At 47.0% G+C, this 24,183-nt stretch carries 22 protein-coding genes; 13 read left to right on the top strand and 9 right to left on the bottom strand.

What is annotated here, in order from left to right; genetic code table 11:
• Window positions 1-718, bottom strand: a 718-nt coding sequence (gene lpxD / locus KDD36_09105; GenBank protein MCB0396799.1) for a UDP-3-O-(3-hydroxymyristoyl)glucosamine N-acyltransferase, incomplete at its 3' end; no start/stop codon positions are given.
• Between the two features lie 2 nt (window positions 719-720).
• Window positions 721-1,968 carry an HD domain-containing protein gene (locus tag KDD36_09100; protein ID MCB0396798.1) on the bottom strand — a complete coding sequence of 416 codons (1,248 nt, stop codon included), beginning with the start codon at window positions 1,966-1,968 and terminating at the stop codon, window positions 721-723.
• A 174-nt stretch (window positions 1,969-2,142) separates the two neighbouring features.
• Between KDD36_09100 and KDD36_09095 the strand changes: the two genes are divergently transcribed.
• Genes KDD36_09095 through KDD36_09080 form a run of 4 tightly spaced genes read left to right on the top strand, consistent with a single transcriptional unit; the run spans window position 2,143 to window position 5,753 of the window.
• Window positions 2,143-3,705, top strand: coding sequence for a PglZ domain-containing protein (locus KDD36_09095; protein MCB0396797.1), 1,563 nt, complete (start codon window positions 2,143-2,145; stop codon window positions 3,703-3,705).
• A complete protein-coding gene (gene tsaE, locus KDD36_09090) occupies window positions 3,702-4,145 on the top strand; it encodes a tRNA (adenosine(37)-N6)-threonylcarbamoyltransferase complex ATPase subunit type 1 TsaE (GenBank protein MCB0396796.1) in 444 nt (147 codons plus the stop codon). Before KDD36_09095 ends, tsaE begins: the two co-directional genes overlap by 4 nt.
• On the top strand, window positions 4,129-5,349 hold the full coding sequence (locus KDD36_09085) for an alanine dehydrogenase (GenBank protein MCB0396795.1): 1,221 nt from the start codon (window positions 4,129-4,131) through the stop codon (window positions 5,347-5,349). The genes tsaE and KDD36_09085 overlap by 17 nt, the downstream gene beginning before the upstream one ends.
• Before the next feature lie 8 nt (window positions 5,350-5,357).
• Window positions 5,358-5,753 carry a hypothetical protein gene (locus KDD36_09080; GenBank protein ID MCB0396794.1) on the top strand — a complete coding sequence of 132 codons (396 nt, stop codon included), beginning with the start codon at window positions 5,358-5,360 and terminating at the stop codon, window positions 5,751-5,753.
• On the opposite strand, the gene KDD36_09075 is transcribed toward KDD36_09080, so the two are convergent.
• Window positions 5,750-6,922, bottom strand: coding sequence for a proline dehydrogenase family protein (locus tag KDD36_09075; GenBank protein ID MCB0396793.1), 1,173 nt, complete (start codon window positions 6,920-6,922; stop codon window positions 5,750-5,752). The two genes, KDD36_09080 and KDD36_09075, sit on opposite strands and share 4 nt — an antisense overlap.
• A 110-nt stretch (window positions 6,923-7,032) precedes the next feature.
• Between KDD36_09075 and aroB the strand changes: the two genes are divergently transcribed.
• Together aroB and KDD36_09065 are read left to right on the top strand one after the other, a co-directional pair.
• Complete coding sequence (gene aroB, locus KDD36_09070; protein MCB0396792.1) at window positions 7,033-8,133, top strand: 3-dehydroquinate synthase; 1,101 nt, start codon at window positions 7,033-7,035, stop codon at window positions 8,131-8,133.
• Window positions 8,130-9,368 (top strand): 3-phosphoshikimate 1-carboxyvinyltransferase, encoded by a 1,239-nt coding sequence (locus tag KDD36_09065; GenBank protein MCB0396791.1) that lies wholly within the window; start codon window positions 8,130-8,132, stop codon window positions 9,366-9,368. Before aroB ends, KDD36_09065 begins: the two co-directional genes overlap by 4 nt.
• Here the strand turns inward: KDD36_09065 and KDD36_09060 are convergent.
• From KDD36_09060 to purE, 5 genes are all read right to left on the bottom strand, one after another.
• The gene (locus KDD36_09060) at window positions 9,365-12,637 is read right to left on the bottom strand and encodes a SpoIIE family protein phosphatase (protein ID MCB0396790.1); all 3,273 of its coding nucleotides are present in this window, start codon (window positions 12,635-12,637) and stop codon (window positions 9,365-9,367) included. The genes KDD36_09065 and KDD36_09060 overlap by 4 nt on opposite strands.
• Window positions 12,638-12,645: 8 nt before the next feature.
• On the bottom strand, window positions 12,646-14,544 hold the full coding sequence (locus KDD36_09055) for a hypothetical protein (protein ID MCB0396789.1): 1,899 nt from the start codon (window positions 14,542-14,544) through the stop codon (window positions 12,646-12,648).
• 106 nt (window positions 14,545-14,650) lie between these two features.
• Window positions 14,651-16,546: a helix-hairpin-helix domain-containing protein gene (locus KDD36_09050; protein MCB0396788.1), complete on the bottom strand. Its 1,896-nt coding sequence runs from the start codon at window positions 16,544-16,546 to the stop codon at window positions 14,651-14,653.
• Window positions 16,543-17,376, bottom strand: a complete 834-nt coding sequence (locus KDD36_09045) for a hypothetical protein (GenBank protein MCB0396787.1) — start codon at window positions 17,374-17,376, stop codon at window positions 16,543-16,545. Before KDD36_09045 ends, KDD36_09050 begins: the two co-directional genes overlap by 4 nt.
• A gap of 425 nt (window positions 17,377-17,801) precedes the next feature.
• Window positions 17,802-18,314 carry a 5-(carboxyamino)imidazole ribonucleotide mutase gene (purE, locus tag KDD36_09040; GenBank protein ID MCB0396786.1) on the bottom strand — a complete coding sequence of 171 codons (513 nt, stop codon included), beginning with the start codon at window positions 18,312-18,314 and terminating at the stop codon, window positions 17,802-17,804.
• A gap of 55 nt (window positions 18,315-18,369) precedes the next feature.
• On the opposite strand from purE, the gene hpt reads away from it, so the two are divergent.
• The 7 genes from hpt to KDD36_09005 all read left to right on the top strand — a co-directional run bounded on the left by hpt (window position 18,370) and on the right by KDD36_09005 (window position 23,272).
• On the top strand, window positions 18,370-18,939 hold the full coding sequence (hpt, locus tag KDD36_09035) for a hypoxanthine phosphoribosyltransferase (GenBank protein MCB0396785.1): 570 nt from the start codon (window positions 18,370-18,372) through the stop codon (window positions 18,937-18,939).
• Between the two features lie 33 nt (window positions 18,940-18,972).
• On the top strand, window positions 18,973-19,557 hold the full coding sequence (locus KDD36_09030; GenBank protein MCB0396784.1) for an adenylate kinase: 585 nt from the start codon (window positions 18,973-18,975) through the stop codon (window positions 19,555-19,557).
• Window positions 19,558-19,572: 15 nt separating this feature from the next.
• Window positions 19,573-20,595, top strand: coding sequence for a GTPase ObgE (gene obgE / locus KDD36_09025; GenBank protein ID MCB0396783.1), 1,023 nt, complete (start codon window positions 19,573-19,575; stop codon window positions 20,593-20,595).
• Window positions 20,592-21,158: a phosphatase PAP2 family protein gene (locus tag KDD36_09020; protein ID MCB0396782.1), complete on the top strand. Its 567-nt coding sequence runs from the start codon at window positions 20,592-20,594 to the stop codon at window positions 21,156-21,158. Before obgE ends, KDD36_09020 begins: the two co-directional genes overlap by 4 nt.
• Complete coding sequence (gene crcB, locus KDD36_09015; protein MCB0396781.1) at window positions 21,155-21,517, top strand: fluoride efflux transporter CrcB; 363 nt, start codon at window positions 21,155-21,157, stop codon at window positions 21,515-21,517. Before KDD36_09020 ends, crcB begins: the two co-directional genes overlap by 4 nt.
• A gap of 846 nt (window positions 21,518-22,363) precedes the next feature.
• Window positions 22,364-22,696: a hypothetical protein gene (locus KDD36_09010; protein MCB0396780.1), complete on the top strand. Its 333-nt coding sequence runs from the start codon at window positions 22,364-22,366 to the stop codon at window positions 22,694-22,696.
• Window positions 22,697-22,711: 15 nt separating this feature from the next.
• A complete protein-coding gene (locus tag KDD36_09005; GenBank protein MCB0396779.1) occupies window positions 22,712-23,272 on the top strand; it encodes a hypothetical protein in 561 nt (186 codons plus the stop codon).
• A gap of 131 nt (window positions 23,273-23,403) precedes the next feature.
• On the opposite strand, the gene KDD36_09000 is transcribed toward KDD36_09005, so the two are convergent.
• Window positions 23,404-23,994, bottom strand: coding sequence for a hypothetical protein (locus tag KDD36_09000; protein ID MCB0396778.1), 591 nt, complete (start codon window positions 23,992-23,994; stop codon window positions 23,404-23,406).
• Window positions 23,995-24,183: the final 189 nt, after the last annotated feature.

Below are 24,183 nucleotides of genomic sequence, written 5' to 3'. Positions count from 1 at the left end.
CGATCTGTATGAGGTTATCAAGCTTGGCGCCTTTTCTGATCACGGTGGATCCCATGGTAGCGCGGTCTATTGTTGTATTGGCACCGATCTCCACCATATCTTCCAATACGACATTGCCTATCTGTGGAACTTTCTGGTATTCATTTTCCGTGTTGGGTGCGAATCCGAAACCATCCGCTCCGATGATGGCGCCACCATGAATGGTGCATGCCTTCCCGATGACGCAATCGTCATAGATCTTTACGCCAGGGTGGATGGTAGAGTCATCTCCGATGCGAACGTTTTCACCGATATGGGATCCGGCGTGGATACGGGTACCATTGCCTACGATGGTCCCTTCACCAATGGTAACTAGCGGCCCGATGAATATATTTTCTCCCAGGCGGGCATTATCTGCGATCACGGCAGAAGCATGAATACCAGCCTTTTTCTTCTTGTTTTCAGCGTATAGTTGGAGAAGTTTTGCAAGCGCTTGATATGCATTTTCAACACGCACCAGGGTGGATTTTACAGCAGAGGCCGGTTCAAAATCCCTGTTCACCAGAACCACGGAGGCACCCGTGTTATACAGGTGATCTTCATATTTGGGGTTTGCGAGAAAACTAAGTGAGCCGGTACTTCCCTCTTCAATCTTACTGAACCGGTCTACCACGATTTGGGGGTCACCATCAACGGTTCCCTGGAGTAAATCGGCAATCTCTTTGGCTGTAAACTTCATTGTTAATGTATTTCCAACCCTTTCAGGCATTCTTCCGGACAACAAACAAAATATTTTTTCACTCTGGCGGAGAACACCGTGATATTCAGGTTATCAGAGATATCTGCAATGTCTTCCACCCGGTTGTTTTTGCCCACTATTGTAATTTTATCTTCACCGGGTTGGTATGCATCGTTCTTAAGTTCGCCCGTAATCACCAGGTAACCGGTTTCCGAATCCGAAACACTATGCAATTTTTGTGCCTTTTTACGGATTTTCTCAATAATTTTTTGGTCAAACGGTTCTGTTTGCAATCGAATCTTGAATAACCTTCTGTTTACCAGTGATTTAGATAGGAATGATAAAAGAGCGTCATTGTGGTAGCACCATGATTTTATGGCAGCATAAATGTCGTAGTCATCCAGTCTGGAAAAATCCCGCAGAATGTGTTCATCTTTCCGGAAGCTTTCCAGGTCATGTTGTCTGGAAAGGAAGGTATATAATTGGGGAGTTGCGGTGATCTCATTTCCATCCTTCAGGAGTTCACGGGCACGACGCAGGATATTGATAAGCATGTTTTCTGCTACAACAGCAGTTTTGTGCATATAAACCTGCCAGTACATCAGACGTCGGGCAATGATGAACTTTTCAATGGAATAAATGCCTTTGCCATCCACCACCAGCTGGTCATCATATACATTCAGCATTTTGATGATGCGGTCGGTATTGATAACGCCTTCGGCCACGCCTGCATAAAAACTATCTCTTCTGAGATAATCCAGCCTGTCCATGTCCAGCTGACTGGAAACGAGCTGGTGGAGAAATTTCTTTGGATACTGATTCCGGAATATGCTGATTGCGGTTTCCAATTGTCCTTCCATTTCCGCGTTAAGCCGGGACATGAAAATTTCGGTGAGGTTTTCATGGGTGACCCCTTTAACCAATGAAAACTCAAGGCTATGGGAAAAAGGTCCATGACCTATATCGTGCAGCAAAATCGCAACCGTGACCCCAATGGCTTCCTCTTCGGTGATCTCCACATCCTTTGATCGGAGTACTTCCAGGGCTTCACCCATCAGGTGCATGGCGCCAACCGCATGATGGAACCGGGTGTGCAATGCTCCGGGGTAGACAAGATTGGTCAGACCGAGTTGCTGGATTCTACGCAAACGTTGAAACCACGGATGATCGATCAGCCGCTCAATGATGGGAAATGGGATCGTGATGAATCCGTAAATCGGATCATTAAAAACTTTCTTATCCTTTCTGATACTGGCCAATTTCTACACTTACTGTATCTTAGTAACGGTTACCCAATAGAATAATCCGTGAAAAAATGCATTTAATATGTGGTCAGGGTTCCCCGATCATCACGCGATTATAAACAATATTTGCATGGTGGGGTTGGAAGGGTACAGTGAATTATCAACAGATATATTATCCTAATGAGAAAAATCAACATTTTATGGGCAGACGATGAGATCGATCTGTTGAAACCACATATCATTTTTCTGGAAGAGAAGGGCTATCAGGTTCAAACCACAACCAATGGGAATGAGGCCATTGATGCTTTGGATCAGACCCCTGCGGATATTGTGTTCCTCGATGAGAATATGCCCGGTTTGTCTGGTATGGAGACCCTGGACCGGATCAAAAAGAAAGACCCGAATCTACCCGTAGTCATCATCACCAAAAATGAAGATGAATCGCTGATGGAGGATGCCATCGGGTCACGAATTGCAGGCTATTTGCTGAAGCCCGTGAACCCAAAGCAAATTCTTCTGTTGCTCAAAAAGACGCTGGACGAAAGTCGGCTGGTTAGCGAAAAAACTACGATGAGCTACCAGCAGGAATTCCGTTCCATCGGGATGACGCTCGGAGACCGTCTCGACCAGGAAGAGTGGAAAGCGCTTTATCAGAAGCTCACATTCTGGGATCTCGAATTACAGCAGTCCGACCAGAATGATATGAATGAGATTCTGCAACATCAAAAGCAGGAAGCCAACACGCTGTTCTCAAAATACATTGAGAAAAATTACCTGGATTGGCTCAATCAACCGGACAAGGATACCCCGATCATGTCCCATACCCTGCTTCAGAAATCCGTCTTCCCCTTACTCAAACAGGGAAAGAAAATATTCCTTGTTCTCATTGATAACCTGAGGTACGACCAGTGGAAAATGCTGAACCCCCTGTTGGGTCAACAGTTCCGGCTTGAAGAAGAAACGATGTATTACAGCATCCTTCCCACCGCCACGCAGTATGCCCGTAATGCTCTTTTTGCTGGACTGATGCCCTCCGAGATTAGTAAAAAATATCCTAACTACTGGGTAGATGAACAGGATGAGGGGAGTAAAAACCGCTTTGAAGCTGAGCTGCTTCAGGAGCATCTGAAACGTTTCGGATTGAATATCAAATCATCTTATCATAAGATCGTTAACCTTCAGGCCGGGAAAAAACTTTCGGAAAATCTCCAGAACCTGAAAGACAATCAACTGAACGTGATTGTATTCAATTTTGTAGACATGCTGTCCCATGCCCGTACCGATATGGAAGTGATCAGGGAACTGGCCGATGATGAGGCAGCCTACAGGTCCCTCACCTTGTCGTGGTTCGAACATTCCCCGCTTCGTGATATCTTCAGACAATTGGCGCAAGGTGACTGGGCGGATGTTAAAACAGTGATCACATCGGATCATGGTACCATCCGCGTACAGGAACCCAGTAAGGTGGTTGGAGATAAAAATACCTCCACTAATCTACGCTACAAACATGGAAAGAATCTGAAGTACGAAGATTCGGAGGTGTTTGCGATCGAACGTCCTGAAGATGCCTTTCTTCCGAGGACCAATGTGAGCAGTAAGTATATCTTTGCAAAGGATCAGAAGTTTTTTGCTTACCCCAACAACTATAATTACTACGTGAACTTTTACCGGAATACGTTTCAGCATGGTGGGATTTCTCTTGAGGAGGTGTTGGTTCCCTTTGTTATGATGTCAGCAAAATGAGACCGTCCGAAGAAGTTATGATCCGGGCCGGGATCGATGATATGGAAAGGGCAGCCACCAGGTTACTTTCTATCAACCCTGATTGTCGTGTATTTTGTCTGAATGGCCCGCTCGGTGCAGGAAAGACAACCCTGGTAAATGCATTTTGCAAAGCGCTGGAGGTGACCGATACCGTTCAAAGCCCCACTTTCCCGATCGTGCATGAATACCAGCGCGCAAACGGACAGCCCGTATATCATTTTGATCTCTACCGTATTTCCTCTGGTTCAGAACTTTCTGATCTTGGTTTTGAGGATTACATCGACAGCGGTTATTTTTGCTTTATAGAATGGCCGGATATTGCGCTTGATGTTTTATCCGGCAACTTTGTATCCATCACCCTGTCTGTTGCAGGTGAAGGCCGTCACATAACTATGGAAAACCATGAGCGGATCAAGTGAAACGTTGAGGGCGATTGCCCAGTTCAGACTCCTGCCTCAAGAGGAAATGCTTGAGGTGGTGACCCGGAACAGCCAGCTGCACATAGGCATCCCCAAAGAGGTATCTATGGAAGAGAATCGCATTGCGCTGGTACCCGAAGCTGTTTCACTGCTTGTGAACAACGGACACTCCGTGATCCTGGAGACCGGCGCAGGAAAGGATGCGAACTACCACGATAAAGACTATAGTGAAGCCGGTGCGGTGATCGCTTATGATACCGCCGAGGTATATGAAAAATCGGATCTCGTGTTGAAAGTGGCACCGCCCAATGAAGATGAGATTCAGTTTCTTAAACCCAAGCAATGCCTTCTCTCTACCTTACAGTTGGCGATGCAACCCAAGAACTTTCTGAATAAACTGATTGAAAGAAAGGTCACGGCCATTGCCTATGAAAGCATCATGGATGAGGACGGCATCTTTCCCGTGATCCGGGCTATGAGTGAAATAGCCGGGAATACCTCAATATCGATTGCGGCGGAGTACCTGAGTAACGTAAACAAAGGACAGGGTTTGATGATGGGAGGGATCTCCGGCATACCACCTACCGAAGTGATTATTATCGGTGCCGGTACGGTAGGTGAGTTTGCGGCACGGTCTGCACTCGGACTGGGTGCGTCGGTGAAGGTTTTTGACAATTCAATTTACAAACTCCGACGACTTCAGAATGATCTGGGGATGCGAATCTTTACTTCTGTGCTCAGACCTAACATTCTCGCCGATCATCTTAAGATCGCCGATGTGGTGGTGGGCGCCATCCGTTCCCCCGAAGGCAGAACGCCATGCCTGATCACAGAAGAAATGGTGAGTGAAATGAAAGTGGGTTCGGTGATCATCGATGTGAGTATAGACCATGGTGGATGTTCTGAAACCTCCAGGGTCACTACACACGCCGACCCCGTCTACCGGGAGTATGGCGTGGTGCATTACTGCGTTCCCAACATTGCTTCCCGCGTTTCCAAAACCGCATCCCAGGCACTTAGCAATATTTTTGCGCCGATCCTTCTCAGTGTGGGCCATAACGGAGGTGTGGAACAGATGCTCAGAAGAAACAAAGGGGTCCGGAATGGCGTGTATCTTTACAACGGCATCCTAACGAGCAAGTACCTCGGAGAGACCTTCAACCTGCCTTATAAAAATCTGGAGTTGCTGGTCGCAGCTTTCTGACCCCGTATATGAAGTTTTTAAAGAGACTCAGATTATACCTTATCGGTGTTTTTATAGGTTCGGTGGTGATGTATTTTACGCTGTGGAAAGACCGGGAAATTCCTGCCTGGCTTCCATCCGGCGTCATTCATAACAAAATTGATTCACTGCCGTTTTCGCATACCGGTAAATGGATATGCTTTAACGAATGTACCGGATGGGAAGAAGATAAACTGAAAGCCATCCTTCGGGAAAGTGAAATCGATTTTTCTTCAAGCAAAACCAATGGCCTGGCCTGTCCACAATATGTGTTCAAAGTGACCGGCACCGCACCACAGCAGGTTATGATTGAACTCTGCAAAGATTCTGTACGTCTCCTGGGTGCAGATAACCCCAACGGGAAGCCACGATGTGACTGTCCTTAGGCCCTTTGCTTTTTTCGTCGGCTGATCTCTTCTTTGATCAGGGAAAGCTCTCTTCCTGTCTGATTCTGAATAGCCGCATTTTCATTGGCACGCCTTAACAGGTAAGGAATCACATCACGAATAGGACCGAATGGCACATATTTTACCGCCAGGTATCCCGCATGGGCCATGTTGAAAGTGATGTTATCACTCATGCCCAACAGTTGTGCAGTATAAATGCGCGGATCGTTGTGGGCGAGTCCCAGTTTTTCCATGTGCCCGGCAAGTTTATGAACGCTGTCCATATTGTGTGTGCCGGCCACCAGAAAATTCTTTTCCAGATGCTCCAGGCAAAAGACGATACCCGCATCGTAGGATGCATCGGTATCCGCTTTGGTCTCATGGACAGGGGAGGGGATGCCCAGCTGACCGGCGCGGGCCCTTTCCTTTTCCATATAGGCGCCGCGAACCAGTTTGGCCCCGAAAAAGTATCCTTCTTCCTGCGCTTTGGCATAGGATGACTTCAGAAAATCCAGGCGGTCTTTCCGGTACATCTGAAAGGTATTGAATACAACGGTGCGTTCCCGGTTGTACTTTTTCATCATGATCTCAACAACGTTGTCAAGCGCAGGTTGGATCCAACTTTCTTCCGCATCAATGTTGATCGGCTTTCCTGACTTCAGGGCGGCTTCACACACACGGTCCACACGGGCGATGATGTTTGTCCACTCTTCTTCTTCAGCCTGGGAAAGCGGTGCATTGGCACTTACTTTCTCAAGCATGTCATAAGACGCCATGCTGGTTACCTTAAATACAGAAAAGGGAATGGCAGATGATCCGGAAATACCTCCAATGGTTTTCACCAGTTCCTGTACGGATTTCTCAAATTCTTCATTGTTCTCCTTTCCTTCTGCCGCATAGGTGATATAGGAAAGCACACCGTACCGGTGCATTTCATCGGTGAAATCCAGACATTCCTTTAAGTTCTCACCTCCGCAGAATTGCTTAAAGATGGTTGAACGTATCAGCCCTTTCACAGGGAGGGAACCTGAAAGCGTAACATTCATCAGCCATTTGCCTATTCCTGATATGAACGGACTGCGCATGGAAGAAAAAAGAAAGCGCGATAATCTAAGCTCCTTATCGCTCTTGTGACGAAAGGCGGTTTGCGTATTATTCAATGGTATCATGTTTTTTGCTAACACAAATGTAGGATGAATATAGCCCAATTCTGACGAATTCTTCTCAATAATTGATACTCTTTAAACCGAAACTCCGATCCTTTTTCCATCTTTGCAATATGCCCGGAGATTCGCTACATAAAATAGATGCAGGGAAATACCATGTCTTCATAGGTGAAAACGCATTGCGTGAACTCGCATCTATGATCGATGATCATGAGAAGACCAGGGGGAAGGTGTTTATTCTGGTTGATGAACAAAGCAGACAGTTTTGTTTGCCTTTGCTCGAAGAGGTATGTGGCCGGTCATTTCAGGACAACGTCTTCGAGGTCACAAGTGGTGAGATCCATAAAAACATCCATACGTGCATGACCTTATGGGAATCCCTTAATAGTGCCGGTGCCGATCGTAAAGCCCTCCTCGTGAATCTGGGCGGTGGGGTGATCGGAGATATGGGTGGCTTCGTCGCCTCTACCTATAAGAGAGGGTTTGAATTCATACAGGTGCCAACCACTCTTCTCTCTCAGGTGGACGCCTCGGTGGGAGGAAAGTTAGGCGTTGACCTGGATCTGTATAAGAACCTGATAGGTGTGTTCAATGAGCCCAAGGGGGTCTTTATTTTCCCGGCTTTTCTGAAAACGCTGCCTCTTCGACAATTATACTCCGGCTTTGCAGAAGTGATCAAACACGGATTGATTTACGACAAGGCCTATTATAAGGTCATCGCAGATATTGCACCCGAGGTGATGGCGCAACGTGATGAACTACTGGCACATTCTGTATCGATAAAAAATGACGTGGTCAGCCGCGACCCTTTTGAAAAGGGTCTACGGAAGATCCTGAACTTTGGCCATACCCTCGGCCATGCCATTGAGAGCTGGTCGCTGAAGCACGATGCAGACCCATTGTTACACGGTGAAGCCATAGCCATAGGCATGATCTGTGAAGGTTTTCTGTCGCTGGATCACGGACTCAAACAGGATGACCTGGAAATGTTCGCCACCAAGCTGAACTCACTATTCCCCGCTTATGACCTTTCTGCCATACCCATTGAGGCATTGATGGAGATTATGATGCAGGACAAAAAGAATGAAGGTGGAAAGATTCTATTCAGTCTTCTTTCGGATTTGGGAACCTGCATCTATGATGTGGAGGTGACACCGGATAAAATCGGCGAAGCGATATCGTATTATGAGCAAATCATCCGGCAGTTGTCATGATCACCCTTCGAAAACCACACGGCCTGATCAGACATAAGGTGGTCCTTACTGCTTCAAAAAGTGAGAGCAACCGGGCGCTGATCATTCAGGCCATTCAAGGCCATGGTATTCAAATTACCAATCTGGCGAAAGCACGTGACACAGAAACGTTGATAAACCTTCTGGCATCAGATGATGAAGTAAAAGATGTGGGACCTGCAGGCACCACGATGAGGTTTCTTACCGCATACCTGTCTTGCCATCATGGCTCGGGTCAGACCTATCTGCTGACTGGTTCGGACCGTATGAAACAACGGCCCATCGGGATTTTAACGGAAGCGTTGAAGCAATTGGGTGCGGATATCAGCTTCCCGGAAAAGGACGGATATCCACCGTTGCGTATCCAACCATCTCGTTTAAAATCAGTCCCGCTGAAATTGGACGGTAGTGTGAGCAGTCAGTTCATAAGTGCGCTGTTAATGATCGGTCCATCTATTGAAGGTGGCCTTACAATTTCATTCAAGGGCAAACTCATTTCCAGACCATATGTGAATATGACCATGAATATGATGCGCTACTTCGGTGCACATGTGGAATGGTCAGGGGATGATATTTTAGTGAAGGAAGGAAAGTACCAACCGGGGTCGTTCCACGTGGAAGGGGACTGGTCTGCAGCTTCATATTGGTACACGGTGGCTGCCTTGTCAGATGATGCCGAACTGCAGATTGGTGGCTTGAAGGAAGACAGTCTGCAGGGCGACTCCGTATGTAAGGAAATATTTTCCCTGCTTGGGATGGAAACCGTTTTTGAAGATGACGGGTTAAAGATCCGGCGTGTAAGACCGGTCCCTGAACGGTTTGAATTTGACTTTGTAAGTTGTCCGGATCTGGCCCAAACAATTGCAGTGGTGGTGTCTGCACTCGGAGTACAGTCAAAATTAACCGGATTGGAAACGCTCAGGATCAAGGAAACGGATCGCATAGAAGCATTGCGGGTAGAGTTGGCTAAGTTCCATGTAAAGGTGAACGTTATCGGAGATGAAGCGATTGAGATTGACCCATCGGCATTCACGTCAGCGTCTGACATTCGGATAGCTACTTACGAGGACCATCGCATGGCCATGGCTTTCGCTCCTTTGGTTATCAAAACCGGCACACTCCATATTGAAGACCCGGATGTAGTGGAGAAATCCTATCCGGACTTCTGGACAGACCTGGAGAAGTGTGGTTTCGCCTTAACCTCTGCGGTGGTCTAGAACATCACACCCATGACGAGGATATCGTCAATTTGCTCGTATTCATTGCCCATCCAGTCCATGATCGACTTGTCCAGCGCATCGTATTGATCCCTTGGGTTCTTTTTGTAGATATCGAGCAGGAGTTGCTGGAAACGCTGGTATTTGAATTTCTTCCCCTTGGGACCACCGAACTGATCCGCGTAGCCGTCGGAGGCAATATACACCACATCACCTTTCTGGATCTCGATCTGATGATTGGTGAACTTCTTCATCTTCTCGCCCACAAATATTCCTACCGGGAATTTGTCCCCCTTGATCACGGAAAGCTGGCCGTTACGAATATGATATAAGGCATTGTATGCACCGGCAAACTCAAGTACACCGGTACGTCTGTCATAGGCACACAGAGCGATATCCATACCATCTTTCACACTTGAGTCTTCATATGACTGTTGCAACGTTTCACTGACTCCGCGGTTCATTTCGTCAAGGATGGTGGCCGGAATGGTTTTCTGATGCTCATCCACGGCGTTCTTCAATATGTTGTGGCCAACGATGGACATGAAGGCGCCCGGAACACCGTGTCCTGTGCAATCCACTGCGGCAAACAACACTTTGTCTTTTTTATTCTCCACCCAGTAGAAATCTCCACTGACAATGTCTTTGGGCTTGTAGTAAATGACTGATTCCGGAATGGTGCGACGGATCACTTCTTTGGCAGGAAGGATGGCCTCCTGGATGCGTTTTGCATAACGGATGCTGTCCATGATGTCTTTATTCCGTTGTTGCAACTGCCGGGTGCGAAGGTCTACCTGTTCTTCCAATACCACACGGATTCTTTGCAGATTGCGTGTTCGTGTGGTTACAATGATGTAGAACAGGATCACCACCGTGATGATACACAAGGTAAAGAACCACCAGGTCTGGTAATACGGTGTAAGGATGGTAAAGGAGAATGTGGCGGGTTCTTTCGTACATACCTTGTCCCCGTTACAGGCCCATACCTTGAAGGTGTAATGTCCTGGTCCCAGGTTGGAGTATACCGCATAGTTTTCGGCATATTCGGGTGACTGGCCTTTGTCTTCCCCTTCCATGAGAAAACGGTAGCGGACTTTTTCCGGGTTGGTCAGACTGACGCCGGTGAAAAAGAATGTAAGGTGATTCTGGTCGGGTTGGAATTCGGCCTTGTCCGGTGGGAACTCCGCGTCTTTATGAAATATTTTCAGGCCGTCAAGGGATACAATGGGTTCCTGGCGGTTGAATCTGTTTTTGCTGGGGTTATATTTTACCGCACCCATGATGGTCCCGAACCAGATGCCTCCTTTGTTGTCTTTGAATACGGCATTCCGGTTGGTTTCTATTCCAAGAAATCCTTCTTGTTTTCCATAGTGGGAAAAGCGGTTGTTCTTTTGGTCAAATTTGTCGATGCCCTGGCTGGTTCCGATCCATAAATTGTTCATGTCATCACATACCAGCAGGTATGGAGAGTCTGAAGTGAGGCCATCTTTTACAGAATAGTTGGTGAATTTGTCGCCGTCATAGCGGAACAAACCACCACCATAAGCACCGAACCAGATGTTGTTCTTTTCGTCTTCGGTTATGCATAGAATGAACTTGCTATCCAGTCCATCGGTCTCATCAAATGTCCTGAACTCATACCCGTCATAATGTGTCAGATCTCCACCCAATACGCCGAACCAGAGCGATCCTTTGCTGTCTTTGTAAATGGTGTAAATGACGTTTCCTCCCAGACCATCTTTCACAGAATAGGTGGTGAACGTTTTTTTCTGTGCGTCGTATTTGGTAGCCCCGTCTTTTGTTCCGAACCAGATGTTGCCCTCGTGATCAGAGTTGATTGCATAGACCGTATTATCAGACAAGCCATTTGCCTTGTTGAATACATCGATGACTTCTTTTCCATTGCGCGACCGACTTAGTCGGCAAGCACCACCATCCTTGGTGCCCATCCAGATATTACCGAAATTATCTTCGTGAAGAGATAGAATAACATTGGATGAAAGTCCTTTTTTGGTCGTATAGTTTACAAACAATGAATCGTCACGTACGTGATTCACGATAGAATCAGCAGGTAGACGCGAAGCGCCGCCGTTGGTGCCCACCCAAACATTGCCGTGGGTATCATGAAGAATGGACCAAACGATGTTGTTGATCAGACCGTAATCTTCATCAAAGATCTGGAACATTTCCCCGCGGTATTGATTCAGTCCGATGTCCGTCCCGACCCACATGTTGTGTTCGCGATCCTGTATGATGGAATTGATCCGATAATAATTCAAACCTTGCTTGATGCCATAGGCCTTGATGGTTCCGGCGTCTAAACCGGTTCGTTTCATATTTACAACTTCCGGTGTAAAGACCGAAACACCTTCATCGCGACTTCCTATCCATACTTTCTTTTCGAAATCCTTCGCAATACAGGTGACATTGTTTGAAGCCATTCCATTCTTTACGCTCAGATGTCCAAGGATCGTGGGATCCAGTTGACCGTTCTCCAATTTCAGTCCCTTGGAAAGGTCGATGATGTTAACGCCGTTGTGTTCTGTTCCGATCCACATTTCATTCTCACCAAGCAATGCAATGGTATTGATGCGGGTACCGGATAGTCCTGTGGACGTGTCCAGAACCATGTAGCTTGCATCAGACATCATTTCTTCTCCCGTATGGTAGATGGCCAGTCCTTTATCGGTACCTATCCATACGTTTCCATTCGGATCGTTGCACAAAGCATAGATGTAATCACTTGGCAGTCCGGATTTTTTTTCGTTGATGACCTTGATTTTGGTGGTACCGTCGTAGACGAAAATTCCGTATCCTTCTGTTCCGAACCACATGTTCCCGTCTTTATCCTGGATAATGCTGGTAATGGTTTTAAACTGACCGAACTGGTCGAGTTCAATGGTAGAAATAAAGTGATCTTTGTCGTCAACATTGATCTTACTTACGCTTCCGCGCCAGTGTCCGAGCCAGATGTTTCCACTCTCGTCTTTGTAACTTGACGTTACCCAGTCTTCAGCCAGGCCGTCGTCTTTTCGATAAGCAACGAACTCCCGGCCGTTGTACTTGGTCAGCCCCGCCATAGTACCAATCCAGAGGTTTCCGTTGTCATCCTGAACAAGTGTTTGCACCTGGGTTTGTGTCATGCCGTTTTCTACCCCGAAATGGGAAAAGTTGGAAGTTTGAGCCTTGCTCATCAGGCATATGGCCAGGCTTAGGAATACCCCCAGGGCATGGACTGGTCTGATCTTGTATGCGTAAATTTTCTTCATGGGCCTGATCAGTTTATGTTGTATTTGGCGAGCTCTTTCTTAAAGGTCTCGGCGGATACTTCTTTTTCGTCTATGTAGTAGGTTTTGCCACCCCAAAGGCTGACTTCCTCTTTTAATACGATTGTTTTTCCCGGGAACCGAACGGTGGTGATATGGGTGTCATACATATAACCATCGTCGGTTTTTCTGGTTATTACCGGTTTAATGACCGGGGCACGAACCGGTGTGTCTTTCTGTTTCTCTGCTCGGGAGGCGGCTTCCTTGATTCGTGCTTCCCTTTCGATCTCTGCCAGCTGTTTTGTAATGCTTACATCACTTGTTTTCTTGGCGCTTTGCACTTTTCTCGCCTCAATAACTTTAGCTTCTTCTTTCTGGTTTTGCGCTTCGATGACCGCCTGTGCATCTGCTTCCCGCTGCATTTTTTCCGCGAGGGCTTTCTGCTCCAGTTCTCTTATTTCGCGCTGACGCCTTTCTTCTTCCTCTTTTGCCATGCGCTCCTTTTCTTCCATTTCTTCCCTCAACCGTCTCTCTTCTTCTTCCTTTAGTGCTTTGTTACGTCTGGACTCCGCTTCTTTTTCTGCTTCGGATTGTGCCTGAAGATTGGCATCGGTGGGAGAGGGTGGTTTTCTTTGAGCTTTGACTTCTTTCTTATCTTTTTGAGAAGGCTCCTGAACCTCCAACGGGGCATCCATGCGACCGTTCTGCGCATAATATCTCTCCCACTGATCTTTCAAATCGGCGTAAAACTTACGTAGAACTTTCACTTCCGGGTCTATTCCGTAGGAGCCGGCAGGAACAAACGCATCTTTTTTCTTGGCATACCTGTAGTTGTCATATTCTTTGTCCAGATTCAGTCCTTCGGGTTTTTCCAATCCCTTGAAATTACGAATGCGTAGAAGCTCCACATTCAGGATTAGTCCGTAAGATTTCTGAAGATTTTTTTTGTCCGCTCCGATAAAGAATGACTTGGTGTAATAGCCTTCCCGGGACACGTAAATGGTGTAGGCCTTTCCCAATTGCAGCTTGGCAAAGTATGACCCGTTATTCTGTGTTAAAATGAAATCTTCGGATTTGCCTTCATTCAAAGAGGCTGATGATCCATAGGATTTGATCCGAATCTTTGCCTGGTAAATAGGGCGACCTAGTTCTGTCACCTGTCCGGACAATTGCAAAATATAGTTTTCACTGCCATTATCCTTTTCACTCGCTTCTTTTAGGTCGTTATTTAGTTCTGCCTTGAAGGCGGCTGCATCATCCTGCTCATCTTCATCGTTGCTATCTTCTGGCGGCGCCGGAGGTGTTTCTTTTTGCGGTGGTGGATCCGGGCTCTCCTTTTGTTTGATGGCTTCAATCAGTTTTACCTGTTCTTCCTTGGGAGCAGAGAATGCTTTCTCATATTCTTTCATTCTGGCATCCACCTTGGAGGTATAGGCTTTATCTTCGACCAATCCCTTTTCGGCCTTATCAAATACCAGCTTTCGCAAGGGTGACTTAAAAAGTACCGGATCAAATCCCGGAATTTTTTCAAACATTTCGGCGTCGATGGCAAATTCAGGTGGCGCTCCATCAAGCCGGGAAGCGATCTTGCTGTCCATCTTGGTATCAAACTGGTATAGGTAGGTATAGTGCCCCTCCATGCTGATTTCAAGGGTATAGCTCTTGCCGTCAAAGAGAATAAACTCGCACGTCCCGTTTTTTGGACTGGTTTGTTTTTCAGGCTTTTTACCTCCTGTAAGGGACATCTTTACACCCGCCAGATTCTTTTTGGCTTTGGTCGCCTTAACCTTTACGATCAAGACTTCATTGTTCTGTGCTTGTGCAACCGGGGTTCCCACCAACCACAAACCGAACAACAGTATTGCCGTGAATACCGCATTAACAGGCCGGTTGGAGTTGTTCATTCTCATGTACGAGGAGGAAACGTAATGCATAGATGACCAGTGCAGATGGTAAAGATCAGCTTTTGTTGGTGAGTGTACTTATACTGTCTGATGGCTAAATAGTTACAGCCTATCAGAACCGGATAATCCACTGGATTTTTACCTCGTTCTTCGCCTGCCATCCTTCATTTAGCCGATATCTGTAAACGGTCCTTGCGACCTTCATGGAAACATCCGCCTGTCTGCCCCTATGATACCTGATGCATGCATAACTTCGTAATCCGGTACCGTAATAGGATGGTATGGTCCAAAGCCCTTTCAGGTCGTTTTCATACATATACAACCGTTGATCATAGCCGGGCGCGTCAAAAACGGCATAGCGGAAGTATCCGGACAAATGTCGCCGGGGTGTGGACCATTTGAGGTCCATATACACCAAATGGCCCTGCCTGAGTACCCGGCCGGATGATTGCCTGAGGTTGTCATACCTCAGCCTTAATTGCCAGGTGGAGGTCAGGTGGTGTTGAAAATGAATGCGCGTTGTGAACTGCTCACTTATCTCTACCTGTTCTAAGCGAAGGTCATCCAGTGAAACGGAAGTCTCTTTTGTACGGATACGAAGAGCGATATACAAACTATATAGTTCATAGGTAGCAAATGTCAGTCGCGTGCCCCATTCCACTTCAGGGAAATTGAAAGCCAGGTGTTCCGGAGTAATCATGGCAGACTTCCGGTGCATGAATACATCGTATTGAAGTTTTGAACCGGCTTTCCCGTTTAATGACAGATAGAGTGAAGTGATTCCGGCTTCACCCGGATTGGTGCCAAAAATATTTGCGGACAGGCCATTGTAGAATGCATTTAATGTTTCCAAACGTCCACATAGGATGAGTCCTTCGGTCTTGTACCGCATCCCCAACAGGTGAGCATGACCATGGGCTGATTGTACTGTGTGTTCGCCGTGTAAGGAAAGTCTCCGGTACTCTACCATATAGTGAATCCCTGATCTTGCGGTTACCGGAGCGGCCACCTTTCGGTTGGCGGTATCCCGGAATGATTGCCATGAAGTGATATAGCCAACCGTGAGCCATCTGCGGCTCCATGATAGCTCTCCTCCCATGCTCCTGTCTATGATACCATGGTGATATGACAATTCTGTTGTGGTTCGATGCAGGCCTGATTGGTAGATGACCGGTTCTCCGTTGTCTTTCAGGTAACCATCAACCCGATGACCCGAAATGTAAGGAGTGAACCACCAGTGCCCGATATGTATGGTAGCTCCAGTACCTCTGAGGAATCGGTTCTCATCGCTTCCCGTATGAGGCCTTAGCCGCGATGCCACCTTCTTTCCTCCCAACGAGTGAAATGCGGCGCGTGTAGAAAATGCCGACCAAACGGTGGCGCCCTGACCAAAAGCAACCTGAAAATCTCCGATGACAAGTTGCTTGATCCAGGGATTCAAATTCCGGCAAAAGATAAAAGCCGAACGGTAATCAGGACCTCTTGTCCATCCGGGTTCACCGGGATCTTTCTCTATGGTAAGGGCACATTGAATCCGTGTGCCGGACACCCATGCCAGCCGGCTCCAGGCTTTTAGCGGATGATCGGGGGATGCCTTTTCATAAACCCTTACCATCCGGTGTTGCCAGGTGAACTCACCGTCTTTCAGGATTTGACGTGCTGAAGGTGACGGGGCTTTTCCCGGCGTCATGCACTTTACGAGCAGGGGGATAACCGCAAGGTCTAATCCGGGAATGTACATCAACTCGTAGATGGAATGGATTGTGCCGTAGGTGGCGCGATACTCCTGGATGGCCTGTACGTTCAAAGATGACAGGAATGTCAGGGTCATTAACTCGTCAGCGGTTGCACTGTTCAGTGACACGGAAATTTTCTTGAGATCAGGTTCCGGTTCATCGTTTTCTTCAGGGAGTGCATCCGTGGTCAGGAAGTCGATATCATGATGATCTTGTCCATGAACACCGATGAATCCACCCAGCAAAACGACCATCATCATCAGTGTCCTCATGGTGTTTCGGGATTTGAGAAAAGCACACCGCATGCCGGACTGGCGCCCAGGACCGTATGCATTTGTATGGCCATGTTGAGAAGCATTGACCCGTGATGAAGCGATATACCTGTACAAATAGTACCCGGTTGGCTGGATCTTCCCAGGTAAAGGACAACGGACTCTTTTGCCTTCCACGCAAGACCGGTGTTCAGCGAAGGTCGTTGTGCCCATGGTTTGCTCCATTCTAAGCAGAAGGTAACCGGTCCCTGGCCCCGGAAAAGCAGACCTGTGATCAGGCCGGCGTGAGGTGTCCGGTCATCCTTAGACTTTTTTGTGAAGAATCCGGGCCTGTTCCATCCTGCCAGAAGTGTTAAGCCATCCCGGATTTTTATCTCCATTGAGGGAAGCAGAATCAGGCTTTGAATGCCACGGTAGTTCTCATACCGGCGTAACCATAGAAATCCTGCGGAAAGGCCGCACCGCCATTGAGGGGTCAGGGATCTGACCAGTGCCATTCGCCATGAAAGTAGCCTGTACGATGTGGGTCCGGAACGGCTCAGTGCTGTGGCTATAGATGTATTTCCAATGACCCCTGCACCGGCAATGGTGGTGGTGGAGAGCTCAGGCAGGCCGTAGCGCATCGACTGACTGATGCCTATTGCCGGAAGCTCCTGTTCACTTAACTGAACCGCTAACCCGGAGACGGACCATAATGACGCTCCGGGTGGGGAAACATAAGTCATACCCCATCCGGTGGCAGGGACGACGGCATTGGGAAACTCATCCTGTGCTGAAGCTTGCCAGACACAGCATATTAACCATAGAGCGCATGTCATTCTTTGTAACATGGCGCCAAGGTAATGGCATGCCATGGCCTGTCAGGACAATGTGCTGGTTAAACTTGTATGGGTAAGTTACCGCGGAATATTAGTCGGCAGAGCAATTGGTTTTCTCTGTGCCCTCAGTGCCTTCTCCTTTTTCTCTGTGATAAATATTTTTTTAACACAGCGTTTAGTGAGTGTCCACAGAGATCACCGAGTATCGGGCGTTGCCTGATCAACCTACAATTCTTGTAAGATGTATTTGTTTGATAGCAGGTGCAACACTTCTGATGCAGGAGGATACAGAGTTAGTATCCCTTCTGTGTACTTTGTGTCTTCTCCTTTTCTCTGTGATAGATATTTTTTAACACAGCGTTTAGTAGAGTATGCACAGAGATCACGGAGTATCGGGCGTTGCCTGATCAATCAAATACCCTGAATATTCTTATGCCTTAGTTTGTGCGGAACTTGAAAGAGAACTCCTTCAGGTCATTGTTTGCTTTGATGATCTTCTCCTTCAATTTTTCCTTGAAACCCTGCATGCGGCTGTGAATGGCATCATCTCCTGCTGCCAGAATCTGTGTTGCCAGGATGCCGGCATTCATTGCACCATCCAATCCTACCGTGGCCACGGGAATGCCCGGAGGCATTTGCAAAATGCTCAATACAGAATCCCATCCATCCAGCGAGATGGATGAACGGCACGGAACACCGATCACCGGAAGGGTTGTAAAGGCTGCCATTACACCTGGAAGATGTGCGGCGCCACCTGCACCTGCGATCACAACGCGAACGCCGCGGCTATGTAGATTCTTGGCATATTCCGCCACCTGGTCCGGTGTGCGGTGTGCAGATAAAGCTTGTAACTCAAATGGAATCTCCATCTGATCCAGAAATTTAGCAGCTTCCTGCATGACCGGCATGTCGGAGGTACTGCCCATGATAATGCTTACTTTTGGCTCCATGTTATGCGATTTCGGGCAAAGTTAAAAAGATTTATCAGCCCGGTGCCCCTTTGTTATGATCACATCAGAGACCACACATCCCTTGCATGTTTCCCTGGGCGATATGCACTTCAAAAAAATGATCGACCAGGAAGAGATTCTTAGCCGTATTCAAGCGATGGCTGCCGCGATCGATGGTTGGTACAAAGCTTCGGATTTTGAACTGATTGTTGTGCTAAAGGGGGCGTTCATTTTTGCTGCTGACCTCGTCCGATGGCTGAAAAGTGATTCTGTCATTCATTTTGTACACCTGTCGTCCTATACGGGTACGACATCCCGTGGTAAAGTGGATGTGCATCTTGGCTATGAAGGACCCGTGGAAGGTCGCTCGTTCCTGATTGTAGAGGATATCGTTGATACCGGAAGAAGTATCTGTTTTTTAACCGACATGCTCCGGAAGCGTGGCGCTGCTGACATCAGGGTGGTGGCCCTTCTTAAAAAACCAGCCGCTCATGTCGAAGAAGTTCAGGTAGATATGGCTGGCTTTGACATCGGAAATGAATTTGTGGTCGGTTACGGTCTTGACTATGACCAGGCCGGGAGGAACCTGCCTCACATCTATCGTTCCATACCCGGTCCGGCTTAAAATCGTATCTTAGGACCCCCTAACTTTAAAGCTATGTTAAATATCGTATTGTTCGGCCCTCCCGGTGCCGGTAAAGGAACACAGGCAGAGAAGCTGATCAGCCGTTACGGACTGATCCACCTCTCCACCGGAGACCTGCTTCGGGGAGAGATCGCTGCAGGAACAGAATTGGGTTTGAAAGCCAAACAACTGATGGATGCCGGCCAGCTGGTACCGGATGAGGTGGTGATCGGTATGATCCGTTCCAAACTGACAGCCAACCCCTCCGCCAAAGGATTTATTTTCGATGGCTTCCCGCGTACCATTGCGCAGGCACAGGCATTGGATGCTTTGCTTGAAGAAAGTAATGAAGGCATCTCCACCATGCTTGCCCTGGAGGTAGATAAGGATGAACTGGTCCGTCGCCTCCTGAACCGTGGCAAGGATTCAGGACGAGCTGATGACCAGGACCCCGCCATCATTGAGAACCGCATACAGGAGTATAACAACAAGACCGCCCCGCTCAAGGATTACTACAGTGGACAGGATAAGTTCACCGGAATCCGGGGAGTGGGAAGTATTGATGATATCTTCCAGTCGTTGTGTGAGGCCATAGACAAGCTTCAAACAGTATCCTGATAACCCGCCACCCTCTTGTCCAACTTCGTAGACTACGTCAAGATCTGCTGCAGATCCGGTAAAGGAGGAGCAGGGTCGGTGCATTTTCACAGGGATAAGTTCACCTCCAAAGGCGGACCCGACGGTGGAGATGGTGGCCGTGGTGGCCATATCATTCTCCGAGGTAACCGTCAGCTGTGGACGTTGCTTCCGCTCAAATACCGAAAACATGTGATCGCTACGCCGGGTGTGAATGGTGCCGGAGCGCTCAAGACAGGTAAAAGCGGAAAGGATGTGATCCTGCAGGTTCCTTTGGGAACTGTGGCCAAAGATGCGGAAACCGGCGAGATTCATTTTGAGATCACTGAAGAAGGTGAAGAGAAAATTCTGGTGCCGGGTGGCGAGGGCGGTTTGGGAAATGCTCACTTCAAGACCCCTACCAAACAGGCGCCGCGTCATGCCCAGCCTGGTGGAGAAGGCCGGGAGGAATGGAAGATTCTTGAACTGAAAGTACTGGCTGATGTCGGTCTGGTGGGGTTTCCGAATGCCGGGAAATCCACCCTGCTTTCAAAGATTACGGCGGCAAAACCGGAGATTGGTGATTACCCTTTCACCACCCTGGTACCCAACCTGGGCATTGTTCCCTACTACGATCACAAAAGTTTTATCATGGCGGATATCCCGGGGATCATCGAAGGGGCGCATGAGGGCAAAGGCCTTGGTCTGCGTTTTCTCCGCCATATCGAACGGAATTCTATCCTGTTGTTCATGATCCCGGCAGATGCGGATGACATCAGGAAAGAATACGACATCCTTCTCCACGAGCTGCAAATGCATAATCCGGAGTTGTTGCACAAGCAACGTATCCTGGCGGTTTCCAAATCGGATATGCTGGATGATGAACTCATGGAGGAAATGAAAAAGGACATGCCCGATGTGCCTTACCGCTTTATCTCTTCTCACACCGGTTACGGTCTGGATGAGCTGAAGGACGATCTGTGGAAGTTGCTGACGGCGGACATCAATATGACCGAACCGGGCCACGCAACAGAAGAATGAGCACCCTGCTTGAATTTGATCAATGGTTGTTCCTCCTGCTGAATGGAGCGCACACGCCATGGATGGATACGGTCATGATCGCCATCACTAATAAGCTGGTATGGATACCGCTGTATGTGTTGTTGCTGGTGTTGACCATTCGTGAATACAAGAAGGGTGCATTATGGGTGTGTGTGTTTGTCATCTTCACCATTACAGCAAGCGACCAGCTGAGCACCTGGGGTTTTAAGGAAGTCTTTCAACGATTGCGCCCATGCCATGCCGAAGACCTGGCATCATCGATCCATCTGCTGGTGGGTTGCGGCGGCAAGTATGGCTTTGTGAGTTCGCATGCCACCAACGCGTTTGCTCTCGCAATGTTTCTGGGCAGCGTGCTTGGTAGACGATGGCCGGTCTTCCGCAGCGGCCTGATGATCTGGGCAGCGATCGTTTCTTACAGCCGCGTGTATGTTGGAAAACATTATCCGCTGGATATCTTTTGCGGTGCCATCCTCGGTCTGTTCATCGGTTGGGTTATGATCCGTGCGTATCGTACCTTCATCTATAAATTCGTTTCATCATGAATGCATGGGTTGCGGTATTTCTGGGAGGGGGATTGGGCAGCCTGGCACGCTATGGTATCGCACGCTTTGTGACGGCGATGGGTTGGAGTACGTTGCCCTATGCAACGTTTATCGCGAATATCGCCAGCTGTCTGATCCTCGGACTCGTACTGAAATCCCTCGCCATGCGTCCTGAAGCGGGCGACTGGTGGAAGCTCCTGATCATCGTTGGATTTTGCGGTGGTTTCAGCACCTTCTCTACTTTCAGCCATGAAACCGTACTCCTCATCCGCAATGGCCATATGCTATGGGCTGTGATGAATGTACTGGTAAGCGTGACGGTTTGTGTGGGCTTGTTGTATTGGTTGGCGAGAAAGTGATGGTGTTGTAAGTAGCACGGATTATCTACGCTCGGGCTTGCACTAAAATCCGCGCCGGCTGTGCATTAGGAACATCTGTGCAGGTTTGGGTAAGAAGGATAAAAAGAAACTCGGACTGCTGCATTAACCGTACTCAATGGGAACTACCTGTATTAGGCGAAGGTTCTACCTTTGTCTTCGTATATTCTATGTAATTCTTAACATCTTGAAGCGAACATCAGTCATACTATCTTTGATGCATCTCTTAGTGGCATCTGATTCCAAGGGACAAGATTTCAGTTCGACAATTCAAGGTGCTATTACCACCATTTTCACGGAACAAGAATGGATAGATTCCTATCGCCCCTGGTCGGTCAAAAATAAGTGCCAAGTTGACTCTGTGACGAGTGTATCACTTGTTTCGATAGATACATTGTTTCATAAAGATGGAGAAGTTGAGCCGGTAATTGAAGGACCGAGACTAATAATTGTCCAACATAAAGGTCTTTTCAGAGTGGTGTTTTGGGAAGAGTCCGTTACATCTGAACAGCTCGTGTTTAGTACTGAAGTCCAGCATGAGAAGCTGAAATTGTACGTTTTCCGGTATGTTTTTCACAATGGTGACGCTATGGATATTTTTATTGATCCGATCAACAACAGAGCATTCAGAAGCCATCCATTCGAAAGGGAATATGAGATTGTTTACTCATCATTGAACCTGGACAAGTTGAGTTTTCTATTCCGATATCTTAATGAGAGAGAGCTTAATGAAGGTGAACTGTATAAACTTTGATAAGCTTGTGATGATATCAGTGCTCCCATGTTCTCCGTTTGAAGCAAGTTGGCAAATCACCAAAGGATTTCTTTATGGATGTTGAGATGCTCAAAAGACCAATCTGGTTAGTACATGATAATTTCTCTCATGTTGAATTGGTTGACAATCTTGAATACTTAAACGCTGCAACCAAACTTACTTTAAGGGAGCGTAGCCTGGAGAATAGTTACTTGTATACAGGAGATAAACGGTTATATAAAATTGTTGGAGTTAAGGATATGGGTAATTACAATTCGCGATTGAGGTTTGAGTTCTTTAATCCCATGAGAAAAATCAAGTTAGAACTCGAAGCAATAGATGATTCTCATATACTGATGCAAGCGGAAGAAATGATTAGGTCAGGGTTTAACGATGGCACAGAATAAGCCAGTTCCAACAACATGTATCAAAGCAAACTCGCTGGCGCGGATTTGCAATCCGTGCCTAAATTTTATCAGGTAGCTTATCAGAAGGAAATGAAACATTGCACCAAAACATTATGTCAGCATTATTTAATGGTAATGGTGCTTCTTGGTGCCTTTTCATGCCGCTTTTCAAATGAACCTGAGGTGGAAAATGCTGACATGGCTGAAAATGATACCTTGCACATGTTGTATGGTGAGAAAGGGAAATATTGGATTGAAGCATCTAAACGGCAAACCGGTTTTTATATCGATCCTAAAGGAAAGCTTGTTCAGCTTCAGAAGAACAGTAAATGTTTCAACATATATGATCACGGTGATTTAAAAGGGGGAGATGTTATTAGTTGGCAATTAATCGGATCACATCTGGTTGACACTTTTAAAGAATACCCAATGTTGGATTTTAATCTGACCAGCTTGTCTGATCAGAAATTGACAGTAACAAAGGGCAGGACTTCACATATATACACGTATGTTTCTGTTGATCGTATTCATTGGTGTGACCCTCTTTTTAATGTGAGAGCATTTATTGATGGATAAAACACGGATTGCAAACCCCCAAGCTGCCATCAATGTTTCTATACGTGCCTAACCCAAAAGCGACTGATTCAGTCGCTTTTTTCCTTTTGGTCATCTTAATAGTCAATAACGCCCTCTCTGTCTTAGGACCATTAGCTGCAATTTGTTAGTTCATTTGCACATTGAAATTCAGGTGCAAGCCAGCCATGAGTTTGATGTGTTTTGATGTATACCCAACCCTTACAACATTGTATGACATTAAAGTAACTTTCGACATCTATATATCCAATACTATCTGATTCTGCATTTGCTTGTGCCCTTAAAATTATTCTTCTACCATCATAGTTATTTGTTCCAATTTCACTATAGCTACTATTGATCCATTTTCCTTTTAAATCATTTCCACCTACTGTATCAAGGATATCACCAATTTGTAGCCAACCCTGTTTTGACGATATAACATGAATGTTTTTGCCAAAGTCAAAACCTTTAATGTCTTCAAAGCGAAATTCAATTACCAAACTATCATTTGGTTCGTTGTAAACAGGTAAATAAGTGGAATACTTAACATAGATTTCTACTTCACAGGCACAGTTATCAATAGTGTCTTCAGTTATATGAAGAACTGCGGAAGTATCAGCTGTGCTAAGGCTTCCTGAATCACTGTTGTTACCACATCCAGCTAATAGAAGTGAGAATAGGTGAAACATAAATACACCTATGGTTAACTGCTCAGATTTCATTTGAAAGTATCACTAATTCATGCCGATATCACACCCAATGTTGGCAATGCAAGATGTAAGCTCCCCATTTTCAGGACATCGCTAAACTAACAAACTTTCATCTTCTTCTGATGATTCCTTCAAGGGGCTAGCCCCTTGAAGGAATTTTTCTGCGTACATCACCGGTGGCAGCCCTTTGAGACCATCGTG

This window comes from Flavobacteriales bacterium, from assembly GCA_020435415.1.
In the GTDB taxonomy this organism is placed as follows: Bacteria; Bacteroidota; Bacteroidia; order JACJYZ01; family JACJYZ01; genus JACJYZ01.
The sequence above is the reverse complement of the archived record's forward strand: the minus strand, read 5'-3'. Positions and strand labels throughout refer to the sequence as shown.

Coding starts and splice junctions, on each gene's coding strand:
- KDD36_09095 (MCB0396797.1), top strand. CDS start 2,143: ATGAGAAAAATCAACATTTTATGGGCAGACGATGAGATCGATCTGTTG.
- tsaE (MCB0396796.1), top strand. CDS start 3,702: ATGAGACCGTCCGAAGAAGTTATGATCCGGGCCGGGATCGATGATATG.
- KDD36_09085 (MCB0396795.1), top strand. CDS start 4,129: ATGAGCGGATCAAGTGAAACGTTGAGGGCGATTGCCCAGTTCAGACTC.
- KDD36_09080 (MCB0396794.1), top strand. CDS start 5,358: ATGAAGTTTTTAAAGAGACTCAGATTATACCTTATCGGTGTTTTTATA.
- KDD36_09075 (MCB0396793.1), bottom strand. CDS start 6,922: ATGATACCATTGAATAATACGCAAACCGCCTTTCGTCACAAGAGCGAT.
- aroB (MCB0396792.1), top strand. CDS start 7,033: ATGCCCGGAGATTCGCTACATAAAATAGATGCAGGGAAATACCATGTC.
- KDD36_09065 (MCB0396791.1), top strand. CDS start 8,130: ATGATCACCCTTCGAAAACCACACGGCCTGATCAGACATAAGGTGGTC.
- KDD36_09060 (MCB0396790.1), bottom strand. CDS start 12,637: ATGAAGAAAATTTACGCATACAAGATCAGACCAGTCCATGCCCTGGGG.
- KDD36_09055 (MCB0396789.1), bottom strand. CDS start 14,544: ATGAGAATGAACAACTCCAACCGGCCTGTTAATGCGGTATTCACGGCA.
- KDD36_09050 (MCB0396788.1), bottom strand. CDS start 16,546: ATGAGGACACTGATGATGATGGTCGTTTTGCTGGGTGGATTCATCGGT.
- KDD36_09045 (MCB0396787.1), bottom strand. CDS start 17,376: ATGTTACAAAGAATGACATGCGCTCTATGGTTAATATGCTGTGTCTGG.
- purE (MCB0396786.1), bottom strand. CDS start 18,314: ATGGAGCCAAAAGTAAGCATTATCATGGGCAGTACCTCCGACATGCCG.
- hpt (MCB0396785.1), top strand. CDS start 18,370: ATGATCACATCAGAGACCACACATCCCTTGCATGTTTCCCTGGGCGAT.
- KDD36_09030 (MCB0396784.1), top strand. CDS start 18,973: ATGTTAAATATCGTATTGTTCGGCCCTCCCGGTGCCGGTAAAGGAACA.
- KDD36_09020 (MCB0396782.1), top strand. CDS start 20,592: ATGAGCACCCTGCTTGAATTTGATCAATGGTTGTTCCTCCTGCTGAAT.
- crcB (MCB0396781.1), top strand. CDS start 21,155: ATGAATGCATGGGTTGCGGTATTTCTGGGAGGGGGATTGGGCAGCCTG.
- KDD36_09010 (MCB0396780.1), top strand. CDS start 22,364: ATGGATGTTGAGATGCTCAAAAGACCAATCTGGTTAGTACATGATAAT.
- KDD36_09005 (MCB0396779.1), top strand. CDS start 22,712: ATGTATCAAAGCAAACTCGCTGGCGCGGATTTGCAATCCGTGCCTAAA.
- KDD36_09000 (MCB0396778.1), bottom strand. CDS start 23,994: ATGAAATCTGAGCAGTTAACCATAGGTGTATTTATGTTTCACCTATTC.